The organism is Citrobacter sp. CK191, assembly GCF_030333435.1.
Classification (GTDB): domain Bacteria; phylum Pseudomonadota; class Gammaproteobacteria; order Enterobacterales; family Enterobacteriaceae; genus Citrobacter_B; species Citrobacter_B koseri.
In genome coordinates, this window is record NZ_JAOWFX010000032.1 from 1 (window position 1) to 22186 (window position 22186).

17 protein-coding genes and 1 riboswitch are annotated in these 22186 nt (G+C 54.2%); of the genes, 6 read left to right on the top strand and 11 right to left on the bottom strand.

What is annotated here, in order from left to right:
• Nucleotides 1–82: 82 nt before the first annotated feature.
• Together murI and btuB are read right to left on the bottom strand one after the other, a co-directional pair.
• A complete protein-coding gene (gene murI, locus OGV82_RS16735; RefSeq protein ID WP_047459758.1) occupies nucleotides 83–934 on the bottom strand; it encodes a glutamate racemase in 852 nt (283 codons plus the stop codon).
• Nucleotides 879–2747, bottom strand: coding sequence for a TonB-dependent vitamin B12 receptor BtuB (gene btuB, locus OGV82_RS16740; RefSeq protein ID WP_012133824.1), 1869 nt, complete (start codon nucleotides 2745–2747; stop codon nucleotides 879–881). The genes murI and btuB overlap by 56 nt, the downstream gene beginning before the upstream one ends.
• Before the next feature lie 65 nt (nucleotides 2748–2812).
• Nucleotides 2813–3002: riboswitch (cobalamin riboswitch) on the bottom strand.
• Nucleotides 3003–3116: 114 nt separating this feature from the next.
• Here btuB and trmA point away from each other — a divergent pair.
• The gene (gene trmA / locus OGV82_RS16745) at nucleotides 3117–4217 is read left to right on the top strand and encodes a tRNA (uridine(54)-C5)-methyltransferase TrmA (protein ID WP_047459762.1); all 1101 of its coding nucleotides are present in this window, start codon (nucleotides 3117–3119) and stop codon (nucleotides 4215–4217) included.
• A 117-nt stretch (nucleotides 4218–4334) separates the two neighbouring features.
• Here the strand turns inward: trmA and OGV82_RS16750 are convergent, their stop codons facing one another.
• Nucleotides 4335–4694: a YijD family membrane protein gene (locus tag OGV82_RS16750; RefSeq protein ID WP_012133827.1), complete on the bottom strand. Its 360-nt coding sequence runs from the start codon at nucleotides 4692–4694 to the stop codon at nucleotides 4335–4337.
• A 15-nt stretch (nucleotides 4695–4709) separates the two neighbouring features.
• Nucleotides 4710–5345 (bottom strand): HTH-type transcriptional repressor FabR, encoded by a 636-nt coding sequence (fabR, locus tag OGV82_RS16755; protein ID WP_047459767.1) that lies wholly within the window; start codon nucleotides 5343–5345, stop codon nucleotides 4710–4712.
• Between the two features lie 198 nt (nucleotides 5346–5543).
• Here fabR and sthA point away from each other — a divergent pair, with 198 nt between their 5' ends.
• Nucleotides 5544–6944, top strand: a complete 1401-nt coding sequence (gene sthA, locus OGV82_RS16760) for a Si-specific NAD(P)(+) transhydrogenase (RefSeq protein WP_012133830.1) — start codon at nucleotides 5544–5546, stop codon at nucleotides 6942–6944.
• On the opposite strand, the gene oxyR is transcribed toward sthA, so the two are convergent.
• The 4 genes from oxyR to argC all read right to left on the bottom strand — a co-directional run bounded on the left by oxyR (nucleotide 6927) and on the right by argC (nucleotide 11447).
• A complete protein-coding gene (oxyR, locus tag OGV82_RS16765) occupies nucleotides 6927–7844 on the bottom strand; it encodes a DNA-binding transcriptional regulator OxyR (RefSeq protein WP_012133831.1) in 918 nt (305 codons plus the stop codon). The two genes, sthA and oxyR, sit on opposite strands and share 18 nt — an antisense overlap.
• A 324-nt stretch (nucleotides 7845–8168) precedes the next feature.
• A complete protein-coding gene (gene argH, locus OGV82_RS16770; protein ID WP_047459771.1) occupies nucleotides 8169–9542 on the bottom strand; it encodes an argininosuccinate lyase in 1374 nt (457 codons plus the stop codon).
• Nucleotides 9543–9658: 116 nt separating this feature from the next.
• The gene (argB, locus tag OGV82_RS16775) at nucleotides 9659–10435 is read right to left on the bottom strand and encodes an acetylglutamate kinase (protein WP_012133833.1); all 777 of its coding nucleotides are present in this window, start codon (nucleotides 10433–10435) and stop codon (nucleotides 9659–9661) included.
• A 7-nt stretch (nucleotides 10436–10442) separates the two neighbouring features.
• Nucleotides 10443–11447: an N-acetyl-gamma-glutamyl-phosphate reductase gene (gene argC / locus OGV82_RS16780; RefSeq protein WP_047459774.1), complete on the bottom strand. Its 1005-nt coding sequence runs from the start codon at nucleotides 11445–11447 to the stop codon at nucleotides 10443–10445.
• A gap of 154 nt (nucleotides 11448–11601) precedes the next feature.
• On the opposite strand from argC, the gene argE reads away from it, so the two are divergent.
• The 4 genes from argE (at nucleotide 11602) to OGV82_RS16800 (ending at nucleotide 18643) form a co-directional block, all read left to right on the top strand.
• A complete protein-coding gene (gene argE, locus OGV82_RS16785) occupies nucleotides 11602–12753 on the top strand; it encodes an acetylornithine deacetylase (RefSeq protein WP_024130656.1) in 1152 nt (383 codons plus the stop codon).
• Between the two features lie 287 nt (nucleotides 12754–13040).
• Nucleotides 13041–15692: a phosphoenolpyruvate carboxylase gene (ppc, locus tag OGV82_RS16790; RefSeq protein ID WP_012133836.1), complete on the top strand. Its 2652-nt coding sequence runs from the start codon at nucleotides 13041–13043 to the stop codon at nucleotides 15690–15692.
• A gap of 218 nt (nucleotides 15693–15910) precedes the next feature.
• A complete protein-coding gene (locus OGV82_RS16795) occupies nucleotides 15911–17644 on the top strand; it encodes a phosphoethanolamine transferase CptA (protein WP_047459776.1) in 1734 nt (577 codons plus the stop codon).
• Nucleotides 17645–17782: 138 nt separating this feature from the next.
• Nucleotides 17783–18643, top strand: a complete 861-nt coding sequence (locus tag OGV82_RS16800; protein ID WP_047459778.1) for an AraC family transcriptional regulator — start codon at nucleotides 17783–17785, stop codon at nucleotides 18641–18643.
• On the opposite strand, the gene OGV82_RS16805 is transcribed toward OGV82_RS16800, so the two are convergent.
• From OGV82_RS16805 to OGV82_RS16815, 3 genes are read right to left on the bottom strand one after another with little or no spacing between them, the layout of a single operon-like run.
• Nucleotides 18630–18986: a PTS fructose-like transporter subunit IIB gene (locus OGV82_RS16805; protein ID WP_047459781.1), complete on the bottom strand. Its 357-nt coding sequence runs from the start codon at nucleotides 18984–18986 to the stop codon at nucleotides 18630–18632. The genes OGV82_RS16800 and OGV82_RS16805 overlap by 14 nt on opposite strands.
• A 1-nt stretch (nucleotide 18987) precedes the next feature.
• On the bottom strand, nucleotides 18988–19866 hold the full coding sequence (locus OGV82_RS16810; protein ID WP_047459784.1) for a [formate-C-acetyltransferase]-activating enzyme: 879 nt from the start codon (nucleotides 19864–19866) through the stop codon (nucleotides 18988–18990).
• Entirely contained in the window at nucleotides 19832–22129 is a 2298-nt protein-coding gene (locus OGV82_RS16815; RefSeq protein WP_047459786.1) for a formate C-acetyltransferase, read from the bottom strand. The genes OGV82_RS16810 and OGV82_RS16815 overlap by 35 nt, the downstream gene beginning before the upstream one ends.
• Nucleotides 22130–22186: the final 57 nt, after the last annotated feature.

Consider the following 22186-nt stretch of genomic DNA (forward strand, 5'->3'; position numbering starts at 1 on the left):
CGCATTATAGGGAGTTATTCCGGCCTGACAAGGGGAAATTTAAAATTATTTTCCGACTGCTTTCTTTTTAAGCAAAACCATCTCAAACCGCCAGTTTTTCGAGCGTTTCGAAACCGTAACGCTGTAAAACGGGTATTAATTGCTCGGTCTCTGGCGTCATTGCCATGCAGAAAGCAATATTAGCCTCCGCTGATTTGGCATCCGGCGCTTCATGCTCTAACAACCAGGCTGTGCGACGCGCAATCGCCGCCCCGGAATCCACCAGCCTTGTCCCTTCAGGAAGGACCTGCAACAGTTCTTCCTGTAATAGAGGGAAATGGGTACATCCCAGAACAACCGTGTCGGGCGGTTCCGGCATCCGCAGCCAGGGTCTCAGGATACGGCGTAGTTCTTCCAGCGATACGGGTTCACCGTGCAGTTTGGCTTCCGCCAGCTCCACCAGTTCTGCCGATCCCAACATCGCTATCTGACATTCATTCGCAAATCGCGCTATCAACTCATGGGTATAAGGGCGTTTTACCGTGCCACGCGTTGCCAGCAACCCGACGATGCCGTTGGCGGTCAGCCTCGCTGCGGGTTTAATCGCAGGTACGACGCCCACAACCGGGAACGCGAATTTTTCACGCAATGCAGGAAGAGAAACCGTGCTGGCCGTATTACAGGCGATTACCGCAAGTGAGAGAGGATAACGCTGCTGCACTGCGGTAACGATCTCGATGACGCGCTCGACAATAAACGCTTCGCTCTTTTCCCCGTAAGGAAATGCGACGTTATCGAAAGCATATATATAGTGGAGATTCGGCAGGAGATGCCGAATCTCATCGTAGACCGACAACCCACCGACGCCGGAATCAAACACCAGCACGGTGGGACGTGGATCAGAAGGTGTAGCTGCCAGACAAGTAGTACTCTCGTCCTGCAGTTTGGTAGCCATAAGCTGTCTCGTAATCTTTATCGAACAGGTTGGCGATTTTACCACGAACTGTCAGGCGATCGGTGATCGGATACGATGCAGAAACATCAACAGTGCTATAGCTCGGCAAGATTTGCTGGGTGTTATTGTACTGGGAGGTGTTGTTATCGTAGCGCTTGCCGTAATACTGCCACGATACATCCATATCGACGTTAAACATCGTCCAGTCCAGTTGATACTTCGCCTGGCGCTTCGAGCGTCGGGCTAACACTTCACCGTTGTCGTCATTACGCGGATCGACATATTGCAACGTAACACGATGGCTAAAGATGCCGGTATCAAAGCTGCCCGTCCATTCCACGCCTTTAATGGTTGCCGCATCAATATTGTCATACTCACCCTGGTAGGTGTTTGGATCAAAGTAGTAAGTGATCAGGTTAGTAATCTTGTAATGGTAGGCAGACAGGCGCCAGTCCAGCGGACCAGTGAGCCCTTCCAGCCCGGCCTCCCACTGTTTAGACTCTTCCGGTTTCAGGTTAGGATTCGCGTTGATGCCAAAACGGGTAGAACCAAACTGCTGCCCCAGAGATGGAGACAGGAACCCGGTACCATAGCCGATAGTTACTCGATAGTTGTCGATAAACTCCCATCCAGCCGTCGTCTGCCAGGTGCCATGCCAGCCAAACTGTTCATCATGATCTTCACGCCCTGAAGCCTCCAGCGTTACATCACCGAATTGTTGCTGACCGGTCAGGTATAAACCGGTGTTATCGCGTTTATATGTGTCCGACATCACGGTATCGGATGAGGTCAAACGCTGCTGCTGCCAGTCTACGCCCGCGCTAACGGAACCGTGCCCCACGATAAGGTTATTACCCCATTGCAGGTTACGCTGAGTCATGCGATCGAGCGTCGTACCGTCATGATAGCGACCATAAATACTGCTGTAGTTATAGTCCTTCACCTTCTGGTAGCTGGCGAGAAGTTGTGAAGAGTAAATCCCGGAGTTGAATTTCAGACCTGCGTCCCAGCTCTGATTGTAGAGTTGCGATTCATCAGCACTGTAGGCCGGAATAGACGGCGGGCTTCCCAGATCGTAATCAGAGTTGTTGGTATAACTGTGACCACGGAAAAAACCATCGAAATTATCATTAAATTTATGTTCGAGGCTGCCCCAGAATGCCTTGCTGCGAAAACCATCGCGGTCGCGATCGTGATCCCAGGTTGAGCCGGGCTGTACGTTAAAGCCTTTATTGCCCTCATAAGAACCCGCTACCGTGGCGACAGTGTCGCCAAAGCGATGGCGCAACGTACCGTCATATTGCTGATAACCTTTTGAACCAACGCCCGCGGTAATTTTTGACTGTTCTTGATCGGAGTGCGTAATAACGTTAATGACCCCACCCATTGCGCCGGAACCATAAATCGCCGAGCGTGGTCCACGAATGTATTCCACGCGTTGCACCAGCGATATTGGAATCTGATTCAGATCGGGGTTATTCGTAATGCCAGGGCGGGTCATGGGAACACCATCGACCAGAACCAATACCTGTTTGGCTTCCGTACCACGAATAAACAAAGAAGAAGACTGCCCCATGCCGCCGTTTTGATTGATATCAACGCCCGGCAGGCGGCGCATCACATCATTCAAATTCTTCGCTTGCCAGCGGTCGATATCCTCACGCGTCACAACATCAGCAGGCGCCAGTACGGTATTAACAGGTTGTTGAAAACGATTTGCGGTGACGATCAGGGTGTCTGGGTTAGTATCCTGCGCCCAGCCAGAAAATGCCGTGACGGAGAGCGCCGTCAGCAGCGAAGATTTTTTAATCATTGTAAAGCATCCACAATATAAGAAGGATGCCGCAGGCTTCATCGATAGTACGCGATGATGAACACCAGATGCGACGTTAGCCGGCAGGTCTTCGGGCTTGGAAGGTTATCCTCAGGATACAAGAGATGATGACTTCCCGCCGGGTGGCAGTGTCTGCTTATGCTCTCATCTCACCTTTCCTTACCGCTGCGCGTCAGCTCCAGATTCGCACTGGATTCCCTATTAACTCACAGGACCGGCTCACGGATGCTACATTCTGTAACAATCTACGTCCAGACCGCATATCACAATATCGGAAATCATCAATGACTGGACATCTGATGAGCAATCCCTACAATCCCCGCGTACTTTTATTTTTCAGGATGCATCATGACCCCCGAACACCTTCCGACAGAACAGTATGACGCGCAGCTAGCCGAAAAAGTGGTGCGCTTGCAGAGTATGATGGCGCCGTTTTCTGACCTGGTCCCGGAAGTGTTTCGCTCGCCAGTCAGCCATTATCGGATGCGCGCCGAATTTCGCCTGTGGCATGACGGCGACGACCTGTATCACATCATTTTTGATCAGCAGACGAAAAGCCGTATCCGCGTCGACAGCTTCCCGGCGGCCAGCGAGCTGATTAACCAGCTGATGACGGCGATGATTGAAGGCGTGCGCCATAATCGCGTCCTGCGCCATAAGCTGTTCCAGATTGATTACCTCACCACGATGAGCAATCAGGCGGTGGTTTCTCTGCTGTACCATAAAAAGCTGGATGATGAGTGGCGCCAGGAAGCGGAAACGCTGCGGGATGCGCTGCGAGCGCAGAACCTGAATGTGCATCTGATTGGCCGGGCGACCAAAACCAAAATCGAGCTGGATCAGGATTACATTGACGAACGTCTGCCCGTGGCGGGAAAAGAGATGATCTACCGTCAGGTAGAGAACAGCTTCACGCAGCCCAATGCCGCAATGAATATTCAGATGCTGGAGTGGGCGCTGGATGCAACCAAAGCGTCGAAAGGCGACCTGCTTGAACTGTACTGCGGCAACGGCAACTTCTCATTGGCTCTGGCGCGTAACTTCGACCGGGTGCTGGCAACGGAAATCGCTAAACCGTCAGTCGCCGCAGCGCAGTACAACATTGCCGCTAACCATATTGATAACGTGCAGATTATCCGTATGGCCGCTGAAGAGTTTACGCAGGCGATGAACGGAGTACGTGAGTTTAACCGTTTGCAGGGCATCGACCTGAAGAGCTATCAGTGTGAAACGATTTTTGTCGATCCGCCGCGTAGCGGGCTGGACAGTGAAACCGAGAAAATGGTGCAGGCGTATCCGCGTATTTTGTACATCTCCTGCAACCCGGAAACACTGTGTAAGAACCTGGAAACATTAAGCCAGACGCACAATGTGTCACGTCTGGCTCTGTTCGATCAGTTCCCGTATACGCACCATATGGAATGCGGCGTGTTACTCACTGCCAGGTAAAACGTAGGCCGGATAAAGCGTTTACGCCGCCATCCGGCGATATGCCCGGTGGCGCTGCGCTTGCCGGGCATACAAATCATCGTAGGCCGGATAAGGCGTTTACGCCGCCATCCGGCATTACTCCGCGACTTCCTGCTTGCGGTTACGCATCTTAAAGCCAATCCAGAACACCAGAATCACCGACAGCACCGCCGGGAAGAAGTTAGAACCGATATCCGGGTATTCCGCGCGTACCACGGTGCTGTACAACAGCACGCCGAGGATAAAACAGGCGGCAGCCAGCCCCGGCAAGCCGACAGGCATGGTGCGGTTTTGATAACGTTGATGCAGGCAATAAACCGCCAGCACCAGCGCGATAATCGGGAATACAGAAAACGGCACGATGGAGCTAAACAGCGCCGCGAATGTGCCATTGATCGATAAGCCAGCGACCAGCGCCAGCAACAGCGTACCTTTATCTTGACCTGACTGTTTCATTGCTCGTCCTTCACGTTACTCGGAGTGATGTGCCATCTTCTCTTGTTCACGGCGGTACCAGTAATATGCCCCTTTCGCAATCATGCGCAGTTGCAGTACCAGCCGCTCTTCCAGCTGTCGGCGTTGTTCCGCACCAACATCCAGCGCCTCGGCACCTGCACTAAACACAATCGTCACCATCGCTTCGGCTTGCGCTTCAGTGAACGCGCGCGGCATATGGTTTTCGAGTTCCAGATAGTCCGCAAGTTCCGCGATGAAATGCTGAATCTCACGCGCGACTGCGGCGCGAAACGCGGCCGAGGTGCCGGAACGTTCACGCAATAATAAACGGAAGGCGTTAGGATTGTTGCCGATGAACTCCATAAATGTGGAGACCGAGGTACGGATCACACTGCCGCCTTTGGCAATACGCTGACGCGCCTGGCGCATCAGCTGGCGCAGCATTAAACCGCTCTCATCCACCATCGTCAGGCCAAGCTCATCCACATCGCGGAAATGGCGATAAAATGAGGTTGGCGCAATGCCCGCTTCACGCGCTACTTCGCGTAAACTGAGACTGGCGAAACTCCGTTCGGCGCTCAGTTGACTGAATGCGGCTTCTACCAGCGAACGCCGGGTTTTTTCTTTTTGTTGCGCTCTAACGCCCATCACGATGTCTGAATCCTTCCATATGCCTTATCTGGCACTATACCAGAGAACAAACTTAATCTGTTTGTTCAGCTTTGTGAATGATTGTTTACAGGCTGTTTGTGCTCCAGCTCCACAAAAAAGCACAACGATAATTGGGTTAAAGGCGCGCGAATGTTATCATCGTGTTTATTTTATGTATAAAAACAGGTGAGTAATACCATGCCACATTCCTGGGATTATGATGCAATCGTCATAGGTTCAGGCCCCGGCGGCGAAGGCGCTGCAATGGGTCTGGTTAAGCAAGGAGCGCGCGTCGCCGTTATTGAGCGTTATCACAACGTTGGCGGCGGTTGTACCCACTGGGGCACCATCCCGTCGAAAGCGCTCCGCCATGCCGTCAGCCGTATCATCGAATTCAACCAGAACCCCCTCTACAGCGACCACTCCCGACTACTTCGTTCTTCCTTTGCCGATATTCTCAACCATGCCGATAACGTCATTAATCAACAAACGCGCATGCGGCAGGGCTTTTATGAGCGCAACCACTGTGAAATATTGCAAGGTAATGCGCATTTTGTTGACGAAAACACCCTCGCGCTGGAGTGCCACGACGGCACGGTCGAAACCCTGACGGCGGAGAAATTCGTGATTGCCTGCGGGTCGCGTCCTTATCACCCGGCCGACGTTGATTTCGCGCATCCACGTATTTACGACAGCGACTCAATCCTTAGCCTGCATCACGAACCTCGTCACGTCATCATCTATGGCGCCGGGGTGATCGGCTGTGAATATGCGTCAATCTTCCGGGGAATGGACGTCAAAGTTGATTTGATTAACACCCGCGACCGTCTGCTGGCGTTTCTTGATCAGGAGATGTCCGACTCTCTCTCTTACCACTTCTGGAACAGCGGCGTGGTTATTCGCCATAACGAAGAGTACGAGAAGATTGAAGGCTGCGACGACGGCGTCATTATGCACCTGAAATCCGGTAAAAAGCTGAAGGCCGACTGTCTGCTGTACGCCAACGGACGCACCGGTAACACCGATTCACTGGCGCTGGGAAATATCGGTCTGGAAACCGACAGCCGTGGGCAACTCAAAGTCAACAGCATGTACCAGACCGCGCTGCCGCACATTTACGCGGTGGGCGATGTGATTGGCTATCCGAGTCTGGCTTCCGCCGCTTACGACCAGGGTCGAATTGCCGCGCAGGCGCTGGTGAAAGGCGAAGCGACCGCCCATCTTATCGAAGATATCCCTACCGGGATTTACACCATCCCGGAAATCAGCTCTGTCGGCAAAACCGAGCAGCAATTGACGGCGATGAAAGTGCCTTATGAAGTCGGACGTGCGCAGTTTAAGCACCTGGCGCGCGCGCAAATCGTCGGGATGAACGTGGGAACGCTGAAGATCCTGTTCCATCGGGAAACAAAAGAGATTCTGGGGATTCACTGCTTTGGCGAACGCGCAGCCGAAATTATTCACATCGGCCAGGCGATTATGGAACAGAAAGGCGGCGGTAACACCATTGAGTACTTCGTTAACACCACCTTTAACTACCCGACAATGGCGGAAGCCTATCGGGTAGCGGCGCTAAACGGCTTAAACCGCCTGTTTTAACGCTTTGTCGAAATGGCCATCCATCTCCGCACGGATGGCCTCCGCCAGTTGCTCATAGCGACTGCGCAGCGGCGATCCCGGACGATAAACCAACCCAACCGTACGCTTAGGCTCCGGCTTAATGCACGGCAGGTAGACTACGCCATCACGCTTACGCTCCTGCGGAACCGCCAGCGCAGGCAGTAAGGTAATACCGCTCCCCGCCGCAACCATGTTGCGCAGCGTTTCCAGACTGGTCGCCCGGAAATGGGTGTCTTCATCCGCGCCCGCCTCAAAGCAGAAGCCCATCGCCTGATCGCGCAGGCAGTGCCCGTCTTCCAGCATCAGCAGTTTTTCACCCGCCAGATCGGACATCGGCACACGATCGCGATTCGCCCACGGGTGATCCTCATAGATCGCCAGCATCATGGGTTCATCAAACAGCGGCACTTCGATAAACGCCTCGCTCTCTTTCACCAGCGCCAGGATCACGCAGTCAAGCTTGCCGCTGTCCAGTTGCGCCAGCAGCTGGTGCGTCTGCGCTTCATGCAGATACATTTCCAACTTCGGGAAGGTCTGATGCAGCATCGGAATAATATGCGGCAGCAGATAAGGGCCAACCGTTGGGATCAGGCCGATATGCAATGGGCCAGACATCGTCTCACCTTGCTGGCTTGCCATCTCCTTGAGCACTTTGACCTCACGCAGCACGGTGCGCGCCTGATCCACCAGCAGTAAACCTGCCTGGGTGAACAGAACTTTACGACTCGTACGCTCCAGCAGCATTACGCCCAGTTCATCTTCCAGCTTACGGATTTGCCCGCTGAGCGTCGGCTGGCTGACGTGACAGGAGTCCGCCGCACGCCGGAAATGGCGGTGTTCGGCTAATGCCACCAGGTATTCAAGATCACGAATATTCATTATTCATCCTCCGTCGCCACGATAGTTCATGGCGATAGGTAGCATAGCAACGAACGATTATCCCTATCAAGCTTTCTGTCTAATAATACATCACAGAAACGGAGCGGTACCTCTTTAACCCTTGAAGTCACCGCCCGTTCGAAGAGTTTTTCTCAACTCGAAATAACTAAAGCCAACGTGAACTTTTGCGGACCCTATGGTCCGCTTTTTTTTGCATAAATAAAATAAGCCCGACGTGATGCCAGGCTCTGATGACTGTTGCCGGATGGCGACGGTTCACAATTTTTTGTAGGCCGGATAAGGCGTCATCCGGCACCACGCCAGTTACGCCAGACGCGCCTTCGCGTAGTCGATCGCCTGCGCAACCTGCTGCGGTGAAACACCGCCTTTCGCCGCACGTTTATCCAGGCATGATTGCAGCGACAGAATCGGATACACATCATCGCCAATCACAGCGCTAAATTTTTGCAGGTCAGCCAGTGACAGATCTTCCAGCGGTTTTCCCTGTCGAATCGCTTCCACCACCGTTTCGCCCACAATATGGTGCGCTTCACGGAACGGCACGCCTTTGGCAACCAGATAATCCGCCAGCTCAGTCGCATTCGCATAGCCCTGCTGCGCCGCTTCCTGGCAGCGCGGACGTTTTACCTGAATGCCATCCAGCACCAGCGCCGCCATGTGCAGGCAGTCCAGCCAGGTGTCGAGCGCATCAAACAGCCCTTCTTTATCTTCCTGCATGTCTTTGTTGTACGCCAGCGGCAGGCCTTTCAGCGTCATCATCATCGCCGTTAACGCGCCCTGCACACGACCGCACTTGCCACGGATCAGTTCCAGCGCATCCGGGTTTTTCTTCTGCGGCATCAGCGATGAACCCGACGTCACGCGATCGGAGAGTTCCACGAAGCCCGCTTCACCGGTATTAAAGAAAATCAGGTCTTCCGCAAAGCGCGACAGGTGAACCATGCCGATAGACGCGTCGGACAGCAGTTCCAGCACATGGTCGCGATCGGACACGCTGTCCAGACTGTTACGCGTCGCCGAGGCAAAGCCCAGCCAGCCTGCCAGCTGTTCACGGTCGATTTCGTACGCCGTACCCGCCAGCGCACCGCAGCCTAACGGGCTGACGTCCAGACGCTTGAGCGCATCCTGCAATCGGCTCTCATCACGCGCCAGCATTTCCACATACGCCAGACACCAGTGAGCAAACGTCACCGGCTGCGCGCGTTGCAGATGAGTGTACCCCGGCATGACGGCATCCTGATTATTCTGCGCCGTCTCTACCAGCGCGCTTTGTAACTGACGGTTAGCAGACAGCAGCTCGGTGACCGTATCTTTGCACCATAGCTTCAGGTCGGTCGCAACCTGGTCGTTACGACTGCGCCCGGTGTGCAGCTTTTTACCCAACTGGCCGACTTTATCGATCAGTTTGCCTTCCACCCAGCTGTGAATATCTTCCGCGTCGCTTTCCAGAATCTGCTGCGGATTCACCCGAACCTCTTCCAGCAGCGCGCTAAGCACCTCTTCCAGTTGCAGTTGCTCATCCGCAGTCAACACCCCAACCGTGACCAGAGCTTTGGACCAGGCCACAGAGCCGACGATATCCTGCTCGGCCAGGCGGTAATCAAAGCGCAATGAGTCATTAAACTGTTTGAACCGTTGATCCGCTGCCTGTGTAAAACGCCCACCCCAAAGTGCCATAACATGCTTCCTTAATATCTTGAATTTCAACGCCGGATAGCGCTTAGCTTATCCGGCCTACAGGTTCGGTTCACCCAGGCCCGATAAGGCGTGGCCGCCATCGGGCACAAAATAGTTTAAGCCAGAATACGCGTACCGATCGGTGTACCGTTAAACAACGCCGGAAGCTGCTCAGCATGACGCCAGGAGGCGATATCCACCGGGCGCCCCAGCGTGCGGGCGGCATCCAGCGCCGCATTCACCTTCACAATCATGCCGTCGGTAATAATGCCCTGATCGATCAGCTGTTCCGCTTTGGCCGCCGTCATCTCGGCAATACGCTGACCTTTGCCATCCAGAATACCGCTTACATCAGAAAGCAGGATCAGATCCGCCCCCAGCGTTGCCGCCAGCGCCGTCGCCGCCTGATCGGCATTGACGTTCATCAGTTGCCCTTCTTCGGTCACGCCAATGGAACTGACCACCGGCAAGAAGCCGCCTTCCAGCAGCGTGTTAATCAGCTTAGGCGAACCCGGCTGCGCCAGTCCAACGTGGCCCAGCTCTTCATCGAGCTGAGTCACTTTTACGCTATCGCCGTCGCCGAGATACAGGCCAACGGACGCGATATGGTGTTTTTTCGCCCACGCCAGCAAGGTTTTATTGGCGGTTCCCGCCAGCGCGCCGGTGATGATGTCGATCTGATCGGCGGGCGTCACGCGCAGGCCATTTTTCTTTTTCACCGGCAAATTTAACTGTTTCATCAGCTCATCCACAACGCAGCCGCCGCCGTGCACGATAATCAGCGGACGCTGATGCGACTCGCGGTAATTGACCAGCGCGGTAAACAGACGCTCCAGCGCCTCTTCGCTATCCAGTAATACGCCGCCCAGCTTGATAATTAATGGATTCATCATTGCACCCTTAAATAAGAGACTGCGTTTCAGCAAAGCCGAAACGGATATTTGCGCACTGCACTGCCTGCGCCGCTGCGCCTTTCAACAGGTTATCTTCGGTCGCCACCACGATCAGGTGCTCGCCCTGAACGGCAAAGCCAATATCGCAGAACGGCAGCCCGACCACATTCTTCAGCGCCGGAACGCCCTTGTCATATAGCCGCACCAGCGGCTTGTCGCCATACGCCTGCTGCAACGCTTGCGCCACCTGAGTATGGGTAACGCCAGCTTTCAGGCGGCAGGTGATCGTTTCCAGAATCCCGCGCGGGAAGTTCCCCAGATGCGGCGTGAAAATAACCTCTGCCCCCAGATGGGTGGCGATTTCCGGCTGATGACGATGGGTAAAGACACCATACGGTTGCAGGCTGACTTCACAGAAACTGTTCGAAAGCGCCGCCTTACGCCCGGCGCCGCTCACGCCGCTGGTTGCGTTAATGACCGGCCACTGGTTGAGATCCAGCAGGCCTGCGTCAATCAGCGGTTTTAACGACAATTGCGCCGCCGTCGGATAGCATCCCGGCACCGCAATCAGATTCGCTTCTTTTAGCTTGTTCGCGCTCCACTCCGCCAGGCCATACACCGCCTGTTCCAGCAGCTCAGGGTGCTGATGGGTAAAGCCATAATATTTTTCGTAGAAGGCGCTATCATTAACCCGGAACGCACCGGAGAGATCAAACACAACGCAGCCCGCATTCAGGAACTGCGGGGCCAGGTCGTGGCTCACTTCATGCGCGGTGGCGAGAAACACCACATCCACCCCGCCGCTGAACTCGCTAATATCAGACATTGGCTGCAATGGCAGATCGACAATGCCTTTTAACTGCGGATGTAAATCAGAGATTAGCTTTCCTGCATCATTGCTTTGCGCTGAGACGGTTAAAGCGGTTATGGTCATATCAGGATGACGATTTACATAGGTCACAAGCTCTGCGCCAGCGTAACCGCTGGCACCCACAATCAGCGTATTCAACATCGGGGCTGTTCACCTTCTTATGTCTGGTTGCCTGGTTAAGCCGTAACAACTTCACCTTACAGTTGGTGGGTTTTCTTACGCTCAACGTTAATGTATTTTTATTCACAAATAATGCATGAATATTGATACTATCATGACCCGAGGTGTGTCAACAATGAAAAACACTTTACCGCCATTTATCGAGATTTACCGCGCTCTGATTGCCACACCGTCGATTAGCGCTACCGAAGAAGCGCTCGATCAAAGTAATGCGTCTTTAATCACTCTGCTGGCAGACTGGTTTAAAGATCTGGGCTTCAAGGTTGAGGTTCAGGCAGTCCCCGGTACGCGCAATAAATTCAATATGCTGGCAAGCACCGGACAGGGTGCTGGCGGTTTGTTGCTGGCGGGCCATACCGATACCGTTCCCTTTGACGACGGACGCTGGACGCGCGATCCGTTCACGCTGACCGAGCACGATAACAAGCTCTACGGGCTGGGTACGGCGGACATGAAAGGCTTCTTTGCTTTTATCCTCGATGCCCTGCGTGACGTGGATGTGACGACGCTGAAAAAACCGCTGTATATTCTGGCTACCGCCGATGAAGAGACCAGCATGGCGGGCGCGCGCTATTTCGCTGAAACCACCGCCCTGCGCCCGGACTGCGCGATCATCGGTGAACCAACGTCCCTGCAACCGGTGCGTGCGCACAAAGGCCACATTTCAAACGCCATCCGCATTCTGGGGCAATCGGGCCACTCCAGCGATCCGGCGCGCGGGGTTAACGCCATTGAGCTGATGCACGACGCCATTGGCCGCATCATGCAGCTGCGCGATGACCTGAAAGAACGTTATCACTACGCGGCGTTTACCGTTCCTTATCCGACATTAAACCTGGGCCACATTCACGGTGGCGACGCCGCGAACCGTATCTGCGCCTGTTGCGAGTTGCATATGGATATTCGCCCGCTGCCGGGCATGACGCTGAACGATCTCAACGGATTGCTCAACGATGCGCTGGCGCCCGTGAGCGAACGCTGGCCGGGCCGTCTGACGGTGTCCGAACTGCATCCGCCGATTCCCGGCTACGAATGTCCGCCTGACCACCAACTGGTGGAAGTGGTCGAGAAACTGCTGGGCGCGCAAACCGAAGTGGTGAACTACTGCACCGAAGCGCCGTTTATCCAGACCTTGTGCCCAACGCTGGTGCTTGGCCCGGGTTCGATTAATCAGGCGCACCAGCCGGATGAATATCTGGAAACGCGTTTTATCAAGCCAACCCGCGAGCTGATTACGCAGGTTGTCCATCATTTCTGCTGGCATTAACTGCTTATCACCTCGCTAACCCTTTAGTGGTAAGCGAGGTGATTTATTAACATTTCCATAAGCAACGCTTATTTGATTCGATGTGAATTAAATTACGTAAATTCCCGTCATTTATTCGTTTGCTGAACCGATTTCGCAGCAATTGACGTCAGGTGTTTTACGTGGCTTTATAAAGATAAGAAGTGATGTAAAAAATTAAAGTCCGAAAGATTTCACGTTGCAGCCAACGCCGCTGTGACGCGAAAGATACAGGACATATTCAAAACAGATGGGGTGTCTGGGATCATATGAACGAACAATATTCCGCGTTGCGTAGTAATGTCAGTATGCTCGGCAAAGTGCTGGGAGAAACCATCAAGGATGCGCTGGGAGAGAACATTCTTGATCGCGTAGAAACAATCCGTAAGCTGTCTAAATCATCTCGCGCTGGCAATGAAGCGAATCGCCAGGAGTTGCTCACCACGCTACAGAATCTGTCCAACGACGAGCTGCTGCCTGTTGCCCGCGCGTTTAGTCAGTTCCTGAACCTGGCCAATACCGCCGAGCAGTACCACAGCATTTCGCCGCAGGGCGAAGCTGCCAGCAACCCGGAAGTGATTGCCCGCACCCTGCGTAAACTGAAAGATCAACCCAATCTCGACGAAGCCACCATCAAAAACGCGGTGGAGTCGTTATCTCTGGAACTGGTACTGACCGCACACCCTACCGAGATCACTCGCCGCACGCTGATTCACAAAATGGGTGAAGTCAACGCCTGTCTGAAGCAGCTTGATAACAAAGAGATCGCGGATTACGAACGTAATCAGCTCATGCGCCGTCTGCGCCAGCTGATCGCCCAGTCCTGGCATACGGATGAAATCCGTAAAAACCGCCCAAGTCCGGTCGACGAAGCCAAATGGGGCTTTGCGGTGGTTGAAAACAGCTTGTGGGAAGGGGTGCCAAACTATCTACGTGAGTTGAACGAACAACTGGAAGAACATCTGGGCTACAAACTGCCGGTGGATTTTGTTCCGGTGCGTTTCACCTCCTGGATGGGCGGCGACCGTGACGGCAACCCGAACGTAACGGCTGATGTCACCCGCCACGTTCTCCTGTTGAGCCGCTGGAAAGCCACCGATCTGTTCCTGAAAGATATTCAGGTTCTGATTTCTGAGCTGTCGATGGTCGACGCCACGCCGGAACTGCTGGCGCTGGTCGGCGAAGAAGGCGCATCAGAACCTTACCGCTACCTGATGAAAAGCCTGCGTTCCCGCCTGATGGCGACGCAAGCCTGGCTGGAAGCGCGTCTGAAAGGCGAGAAACTGCCGAAACCCGCTGGCCTGCTGACGCAAAACGAGCAGCTGTGGGAGCCGCTGTACGCCTGTTATCAGTCTCTGCAAGCGTGCGGCATGGGCATCATCGCCAATGGCGAACTGCTTGATACCCTGCGCCGGGTGAAATGCTTTGGCGTGCCGCTGGTGCGCATCGATATTCGCCAGGAGAGCACCCGCCATACCGAAGCGCTGGGCGAGCTGACGCGTTATCTGGGCATCGGCGATTATGAAAGCTGGTCCGAAGCCGATAAACAGGCTTTCCTGATCCGCGAACTCAACTCCAAGCGTCCGCTGCTGCCTCGTCAGTGGGAACCGAGCGACGACACCCGCGAAGTGCTTGAGACCTGTCAAGTGATTGCCGAAGCGCCGCTGGGTTCCATCGCCGCTTACGTTATCTCTATGGCGAAAACGCCGTCCGACGTGCTGGCCGTGCATCTGTTGTTGAAAGAAGCCGGAATTAGCTTTGCCATGCCGGTTGCGCCGCTGTTCGAAACGCTGGACGACCTGAACAACGCCGACGCGGTAATGACTCAGTTGCTGAATATCGACTGGTATCGCGGCTTTATTCAGGGCAAACAGATGGTCATGATTGGCTACTCTGACTCGGCGAAAGACGCAGGCGTAATGGCCGCCTCCTGGGCGCAGTATCAGGCTCAGGACGCGCTGATCAAAACCTGTGAAAAAGCCGGAATTGAACTGACGCTGTTCCACGGTCGCGGCGGTTCCATTGGCCGTGGCGGCGCGCCTGCTCATGCGGCGCTGCTTTCCCAACCGCCGGGCAGCCTGAAAGGCGGCCTGCGCGTGACCGAACAGGGTGAGATGATCCGCTTTAAGTACGGCCTGCCTGAAGTCACCATCAGCAGCCTGTCCCTGTACACCGGCGCGATTCTGGAAGCCAACCTGCTGCCGCCGCCGGAGCCGAAAAATTCGTGGCGTCATATCATGGACGAGCTGTCCGTGATCTCCTGCGACCTGTATCGCGGCTATGTCCGCGAGAATAAAGACTTCGTCCCGTACTTCCGTTCCGCAACGCCAGAACAGGAACTGGGCAAGCTGCCGCTCGGTTCGCGCCCGGCAAAACGTCGCCCGACAGGCGGGGTTGAATCCCTGCGCGCCATTCCCTGGATCTTCGCCTGGACGCAAAACCGCCTGATGCTCCCGGCCTGGCTGGGTGCGGGCACTGCGCTGCAAAAAGTCGTTGAAGATGGCAAGCAAAGCGAACTGGAAGCCATGTGCCGCGACTGGCCGTTCTTCTCCACGCGCCTCGGCATGCTGGAGATGGTGTTCTCTAAAGCCGACCTGTGGCTGGCGGAATACTACGATCAACGCCTGGTCAAAAAAGCGCTGTGGCCACTGGGTGAAGAGTTACGCAACCTGCTGGCAGAGGACATCAAAGTGGTGCTGGCGATTGCCAACGATTCCCATCTGATGGCCGACCTGCCGTGGATTGCCGAGTCTATCCAGTTAAGGAATGTGTATACCGACCCACTGAACGTGTTGCAGGCGGAACTTTTACACCGTTCCCGTCTTGCAGAAGAGCAAGGCAAAGATCCAGACCCGCGCGTCGAGCAGGCGCTGATGGTCACGATTGCGGGCGTGGCTGCGGGGATGCGTAATACCGGCTAACCCACACGCATCGTCATATCCCCTCTCGCCCGCCCGGGCGAGAGGGCTTTGAAATATTTCTGTAATAATCGCCTGTTTTTCAATATATTCCTGCCTGCGTTTTGTTCACTCTGCTGAATACGCCATCAACAAGAATAGGTCACTGGCATCGCCATACTTAAGGTTCTCTTAATGATTTGTCGCTACGTTGGCGACTCGAATAAAAACAGGCTTCATATATGTTCTTCACACACACATCTGCTAAACCTTCGTTTAGCTGGAAAGCCCTTGGCTGGGCGCTACTCTATTTTTGGTTCTTCTCTACATTACTTCAGGCCGTTATTTGCATCAGCGGCTATAGCGGCACCAACGGGCTGCGTGATTCACTGCTTTTCAGTTCGCTCTGGCTGATCCCGGTATTTTTATTTCCCCGTCATACCCGCGCGATTGCCGCCGCTATTGGCGTTGTACTCTGGGCCTCTTCGCTGGCGGCGCTCAGTTATTATGTCATTTACGGGCAGGAATTCTCGCAAAGCGTTCTGTATGTCATGTTTGAAACAAACGCGAACGAAGCCAGCGAGTACTTGAGCCAGTATTTCAGTCTGAAGATTATCCTTATCGCCCTGGCCTATACCGCCGTGGCAATCCTGCTGTGGACGCGTTTAAAGCCCATATATATTCCCGCGCCGTGGCGCTGGTTAGTCTCCTTTGCATTGTTATACGGCCTTATTCTGCATCCGATCGCCGTCGGGACGTTTATCAAACATAAGCCGTTTGAGCAGACATTAGGCGGCCTCGCCTCGCGTATGGAACCCGCTGCGCCGTGGCAGTTTATCAATGGCTATTATCAATATAATCAGCAACTCACGTCGCTGAATAGCCTGCTTAACGAGAACAACGCGCTGCCTCCGTTAACGAATTTTAAAGATAACTCCGGTGATGCGCCGCGTACGTTAGTGCTGGTTATCGGCGAGTCAACCCAGCGTGGTCGCATGAGTCTGTACGGTTATCCGCGTGAAACCACGCCAGAGCTGGACGCGTTGCATAAAAGCGATCCGGGTCTGACCGTATTCAATAACGTCGTCACCTCCCGGCCATACACGATTGAAATTCTGCAACAGGCGCTGACCTTCGCCAATGAAAAGAACCCGGATCTGTATCTGACGAAACCGTCGCTGATGAACATGATGAAACAGGCAGGTTATAAGACGTTCTGGATCACCAATCAGCAGACGATGACCGCGCGTAATACGATGCTGACCGTATTCTCGAAACAGACCGACAAGCAGTTTTATATGAATCAACAACGTACTCAAAGCGCGCGGGAATATGACACCAACGTTCTGGCGCCCTTTAAAGACGTGATGGCCGACCCGGCGCCGAAGAAATTTATTATCGTTCACCTGCTGGGAACACATATCAAATACAAATTCCGCTACCCGGAGAATCAGGGAAAATTTGACGGTCAAACCGATCATATCCCTGCGGGCGTGAGCGAAGACGAACAGGATATTTATAACGATTACGATAACGCGAATCTGTATAACGACCATGTCGTCGCCAGCCTGATTAAGGACTATAAAGCGACTGACCCGAACGGTTTTCTGCTCTACTTCTCCGATCACGGTGAAGAAGTGTATGACACGCCGCCGCACAAAACGCAGGGACGTAACGAAGACAACCCTACGCGTCATATGTATACGGTGCCGTTCCTGTTATGGACGTCAGAAAAGTGGCAGGCCGCACACCCGCGCGATCTCTCTGCGTATGTTGATCGCAAATACAGCAGCTCTGAACTTATCCATACCTGGTCCGACTTAGCGGGGCTGACCTACGACGGGTTCGACCCGACGCGCTCCGTCACCAGCCCGCAGTTCAAGGCGATCACGCGCTGGATTGGCAACCCGTATAAGAAAAACGCGTTGATTGATTACGATACCCTGCCTTACGGGGATCATGTCGGGAATCAGTAACGGCATCGCCGGATGGCGCTGACGCTTATCCGGCCTGCAAAATGCATAACCCGTGTACCGCCATCCGGCAATTATCGCTTGAGGCGGTTTACGTTCAACGTTACTGTTTCCTCTGTCTGCGCTCTGCAAGGTATCAACATGTATCACGACGTCAGCCACCTTCTCTCCCGTCTGATTAACGGCCCTATGGCGCTGCGGCAGGTTTTTTTCGCCAATACCAGCGGTACGGCGCCCGAACTGGCGTATCAGGTTGATTTTCCACGCCTGGAGATTGTGCTGGAGGGAGAGTTCACCGATACAGGCATCCCGGCCGCGCCCGTGACGCTCATCGCTGGCGACGTTCTGTATGTTCCGGCAGGCAGCTGGAACTTCCCGCAGTGGCAAACGCCCGTCACCACGCTCAGCATCCTGTTTGGCAAGCAGCAATTAGGTTTCAGCGTTGTTCACTGGGACGGCAAACAATATCAGAATCTTGCGAAGCAGCATGTTGCACGTCGAGGCCCACGTATTGGCTCCTTCCTGCTGCAAACGCTCAATGAAATGCAGATGCAGCCGCAGGAACAGCAGACGGTCCGATTAATTGTCGCCAGCCTGTTGAGCCACTGCCGCGACCTGCTGGGTAGCCAAATCCAGACGGCGTCACGGAGTCAGGCGCTTTTTGAAGCGATTCGCAGCTATATCGATGAGCGTTACGCTTCCCCGCTCACCCGCGAATCGGTGGCGCAGGCGTTTTATATTTCGCCAAACTACCTTTCTCATCTGTTTCAAAAAACAGGCGCTATAGGCTTTAACGAATATCTGAATCACACACGGCTGGAACACGCGAAAACGCTGCTGAAGGGTTACGATCTGAAAGTCAAAGAAGTGGCTCACACCTGTGGATTTGTCGACAGCAACTATTTCTGCCGCCTGTTTCGTAAAAATACGGAGCGTTCTCCGTCAGAATATCGTCGGCAGTACCACAGCCAGTTGACGGAAAAGAAGGCTACTCCAGAATAAGATGCGTATGCTGCGGCGCGGTGAGCAGTTTACGCACGGCGCTCATCACCCGCTGAGGTTCGCGAAGAAAGGCGTTAATTCCTGACTGAACATACCGACACTGAACAAAACGCTCCGCGCCCGCCAGTTCAATATCCGTAATCAGCAACACAACATCCGCCCGGTTGATATCCTCCTCCGTTAAGCGATTTTCCGTGCCCAGCGCTCCCTGGGTTTCAATTTTAATGTTCCATTTTTCCTGCTGGCAGAGCTTCTCCAGGCGTTCGGCGGCCATATAGGTATGCGCCACGCCGCTGACGCAGGCGGTAACGGCAACCAGATAGCGTACAGTTGAGACTGTCATATTAACCTCCCACAGTGACCAGAAACCCGGCTCGCTCTGCCAACGCCTGCATTTCCGCCACCTCTTGCGGCGAGGGTACAGGCACATCTTTCATTGCCCACGGCTGCCCAAGCAGACGGTATTTCGCTTCACCATACTGATGAAACGGTAGCAGGTGCACCTGATTAATCCCTGACGATAGCAACACTGCTAACGCTCGCTGCATATTCTCAACGTTGAGCGTGTAGCCCGGAATCAACGGCAAACGGGGGATGACCGTAATCCCCTCGTTTACCAGTAAACGCAGGTTATCCAGCACGCGTGGTAAATTCATTTTGACCACCTCATGCGCCCGGTGCGGCTCCATAATCTTTAAATCAAACAGCACTTCATCGCACACTTTAGCCAGCGGTAGCAACCGGCTGGCAGGCGCATCGCCTGCGGTTTCAATCGCGCAGGAAATGCCGAAACGTCGCAGACGTTGCAAAAATCGTGTGGCAAACGCCGCCTGCATTAATACTTCACCGCCAGAAAGCGTGACGCCGCCGCCGGAGGTGCGAAAAAAGAGTTCGTCTTTCATCACCTCGCGTTCCAGTTCATCCAGCGTAATATCGCGCCCGATACGTTCAAACGCCCCGGAAGGGCATTCATCCGCATCACGCAAGCAGGGCGAGCAGTGCAGACATTTACTCTCCCGCCGCACCGTTTCGATGCGTGGCGAAATAGACTCTGGATTGGCGCACCACGGACAGGTATGCGGGCAGCCTTTAAAAAAGACCACCGTACGAATTCCCTGCCCGTCATTCAACGAATAACGCTGAATGTTGAAAATACGTGCGACATCATCAGCGCTCGTTTCCAGATTCTTACAGCTGATGCGCGGTGCGGCGAATGATGTCATCCTGGATCTCCTTCGACAGCTCGACAAAGAAGGCACTGTAACCCGCCACGCGCACCACCAGCCCGGCGAAATCCTGCGGGCGCAATTGCGCTTCACGCAACGTATCCGCATTCAACACGTTAAACTGAATATGCTGTAGCTTAAGCTGGGTAAAGGCGCGCAGAAAATCCGCCAGTTTGCGCAAGCCGGCCTCACCTTCCAGCGTCGCGGGCGTAAACTTCACGTTGAGCAGCGTACCGTTAGAAAGCAGCGTGTTATCCAGTTTACTTACTGATTTCAGCACCGCCGTCGGCCCCTGCATATCCTGGCCGAGCATTGGCGACAACCCACCGTCTGCCAGCTGTTCCCCGGCAAAACGGCCATCCGGCGTCGCCCCCACCACTGAACCCAGCGGCACATGCGCGGAGACGGTGTATGAACCCGGTGTAAATTGCCCACCGCGCGGGTTCTGGTATTTCTCCACCTCTTTACAGTAATGGCGCAGCAGTTCAGCGCTGATGTTATCCACATCATCAATATCATTACCGTATTTCTCGAAGCGGTTAATCAGCCGGGCACGGATTCGCTCACCTTCCGGCGTCGCAAAGTTCGCCTTTAACACCGCCAGCAGTTCATCGAAACGTAAACGTTGCTGATCAAATACCAGCCCTTTTAACGCGTGCAGGGAGTCGCTCAGATTAGCAATGCCAATCCCCTGTACGCCAGAGAAGTTATAACGCGCGCCGCCATCGGTAATATCACGGCCTTTATCCAGGCAGTCGCTGATAAACGAGGAAAGCAGCGGCACCGGTGCCCAGTCACGGTGGCCGATATCGCAAATATTACTGCCTTCCACCATCAGCGTAATGTAATGGCTGATTTTGGCGCGAATATGCGCCAACAGATCTTCGTACGTCAGCGCGTGGTTTCCTTCATTCTCATACAGGCTGATTTCCATCACTTTCAGCAGGTTGAACATGGCGATGTCATGCAGGCCGTAGGTTCTGCCCGGAATCGACAGCTCCACACACCCCACTACCGCGTAATCACGGGCGTCCTCCAGCGAAACACCCCGGTTCAGGAACGCAGGCACAACCACTTCATCATTAAAGATCTGCGGAATACCGGTGCCGAGGCGAATCGTCTCCGCTGTTTTCATCAGGAAGGGCGTGTCAATCAGCGCATTGGTACGCACGCCAAGGTTCGGCTGCGGCAACTGCACATTCTGGTACGCGTCAAGACAGAGAAAAGAGAGCACGTTCACCGCACTGCGTCCGTTCTCCGTCAATCCCCCAAGCAATGCAGTGTAACCGGTCGGGAATCCGGCAAAATAGCGTGCGCTGCTGGTCGAACGTAACAGCACGATGTCGTTACATTTTACCCACAGCGATTCGAGGAGTTCTTTTAAAAATGCCGGGTCTTCGCCCTGGCTCAGCGATGCCTGATAAAACGGCAGCATATACTGGTCAAAACGCCCCAGCGAGAGCGAGCTGGCGTTAGACTCATATTGCAGAATGATGTTCATGTACCAGAACAGCTGGCACGCTTGCCAGAAGGTTTGCGGCTTGTACTGCATGTTATGTCGGGAGTTCGCGGCAATGGTGAGCAACTCCTGACGCCGACGCGCATCCAGGCAGCTTTCCGCCATTTTCTCCGCCAGCATCGCGTAACGCAGAATGTGGCCTTGCGAAGCCTCCAGCAGAAGCAACGCCGCCTGGTAAAAGTGATTGTCCGGCTGCTGCTGGCAGTGTTGCCGCACTTGCGCCACCAGTTCGCCCAGACCGTGATTCAACAGCCGCGGGTAATCAATAATAATGTGCCCCTGCCCTTTATCCGTCTGGTTAACGCTAAAAATCTGCGTGCTGACGGCGGCTTTCACGTCATCGGTCATCTGGCCGTTGATGAAATCCTTCATCGACCGTTTTTCCCAGTACGGGAACAGCACCTCGCGGTAGAGGCGCTTATCGTCCTCGCTGATGTCAAAACGGTCCTGCGGACGCGTCGGGAACTGTTCTAACTCGTTAAGTAACCAGTACGGGTCCATTTCCGGCGACATAATCCCCGCCCGCGGTTTCACCGTGCGGTTCCCGGCAATCAACTCCTCATCACGAATCGAAATTTCAACATGCTCAAGGATATACGCCGTCGCTTTAGCACGACGCAATATGACCGGCTCTCCCTCTGTCTGCTGATAGCTGGCGGTATACAGCTGCGCGCGCTCAAGCGAAATTTCACGGTTATTCTGGAAAAGTGCGGCTTTAAGGCGCTGGGTACGATTCGTCATGAGGAACTCCTGTAGGCAAGCTTGTTGCCGGATGGCGGCGTGAGCGCCTTATCCGGC

Coding starts and splice junctions, on each gene's coding strand:
- murI (WP_047459758.1), bottom strand. CDS start 934: ATGGCTACCAAACTGCAGGACGAGAGTACTACTTGTCTGGCAGCTACA.
- btuB (WP_012133824.1), bottom strand. CDS start 2,747: ATGATTAAAAAATCTTCGCTGCTGACGGCGCTCTCCGTCACGGCATTT.
- trmA (WP_047459762.1), top strand. CDS start 3,117: ATGACCCCCGAACACCTTCCGACAGAACAGTATGACGCGCAGCTAGCC.
- OGV82_RS16750 (WP_012133827.1), bottom strand. CDS start 4,694: ATGAAACAGTCAGGTCAAGATAAAGGTACGCTGTTGCTGGCGCTGGTC.
- sthA (WP_012133830.1), top strand. CDS start 5,544: ATGCCACATTCCTGGGATTATGATGCAATCGTCATAGGTTCAGGCCCC.
- oxyR (WP_012133831.1), bottom strand. CDS start 7,844: ATGAATATTCGTGATCTTGAATACCTGGTGGCATTAGCCGAACACCGC.
- argH (WP_047459771.1), bottom strand. CDS start 9,542: ATGGCACTTTGGGGTGGGCGTTTTACACAGGCAGCGGATCAACGGTTC.
- argB (WP_012133833.1), bottom strand. CDS start 10,435: ATGATGAATCCATTAATTATCAAGCTGGGCGGCGTATTACTGGATAGC.
- argC (WP_047459774.1), bottom strand. CDS start 11,447: ATGTTGAATACGCTGATTGTGGGTGCCAGCGGTTACGCTGGCGCAGAG.
- argE (WP_024130656.1), top strand. CDS start 11,602: ATGAAAAACACTTTACCGCCATTTATCGAGATTTACCGCGCTCTGATT.
- ppc (WP_012133836.1), top strand. CDS start 13,041: ATGAACGAACAATATTCCGCGTTGCGTAGTAATGTCAGTATGCTCGGC.
- OGV82_RS16795 (WP_047459776.1), top strand. CDS start 15,911: ATGTTCTTCACACACACATCTGCTAAACCTTCGTTTAGCTGGAAAGCC.
- OGV82_RS16800 (WP_047459778.1), top strand. CDS start 17,783: ATGTATCACGACGTCAGCCACCTTCTCTCCCGTCTGATTAACGGCCCT.
- OGV82_RS16805 (WP_047459781.1), bottom strand. CDS start 18,986: ATGACAGTCTCAACTGTACGCTATCTGGTTGCCGTTACCGCCTGCGTC.
- OGV82_RS16810 (WP_047459784.1), bottom strand. CDS start 19,866: ATGACATCATTCGCCGCACCGCGCATCAGCTGTAAGAATCTGGAAACG.
- OGV82_RS16815 (WP_047459786.1), bottom strand. CDS start 22,129: ATGACGAATCGTACCCAGCGCCTTAAAGCCGCACTTTTCCAGAATAAC.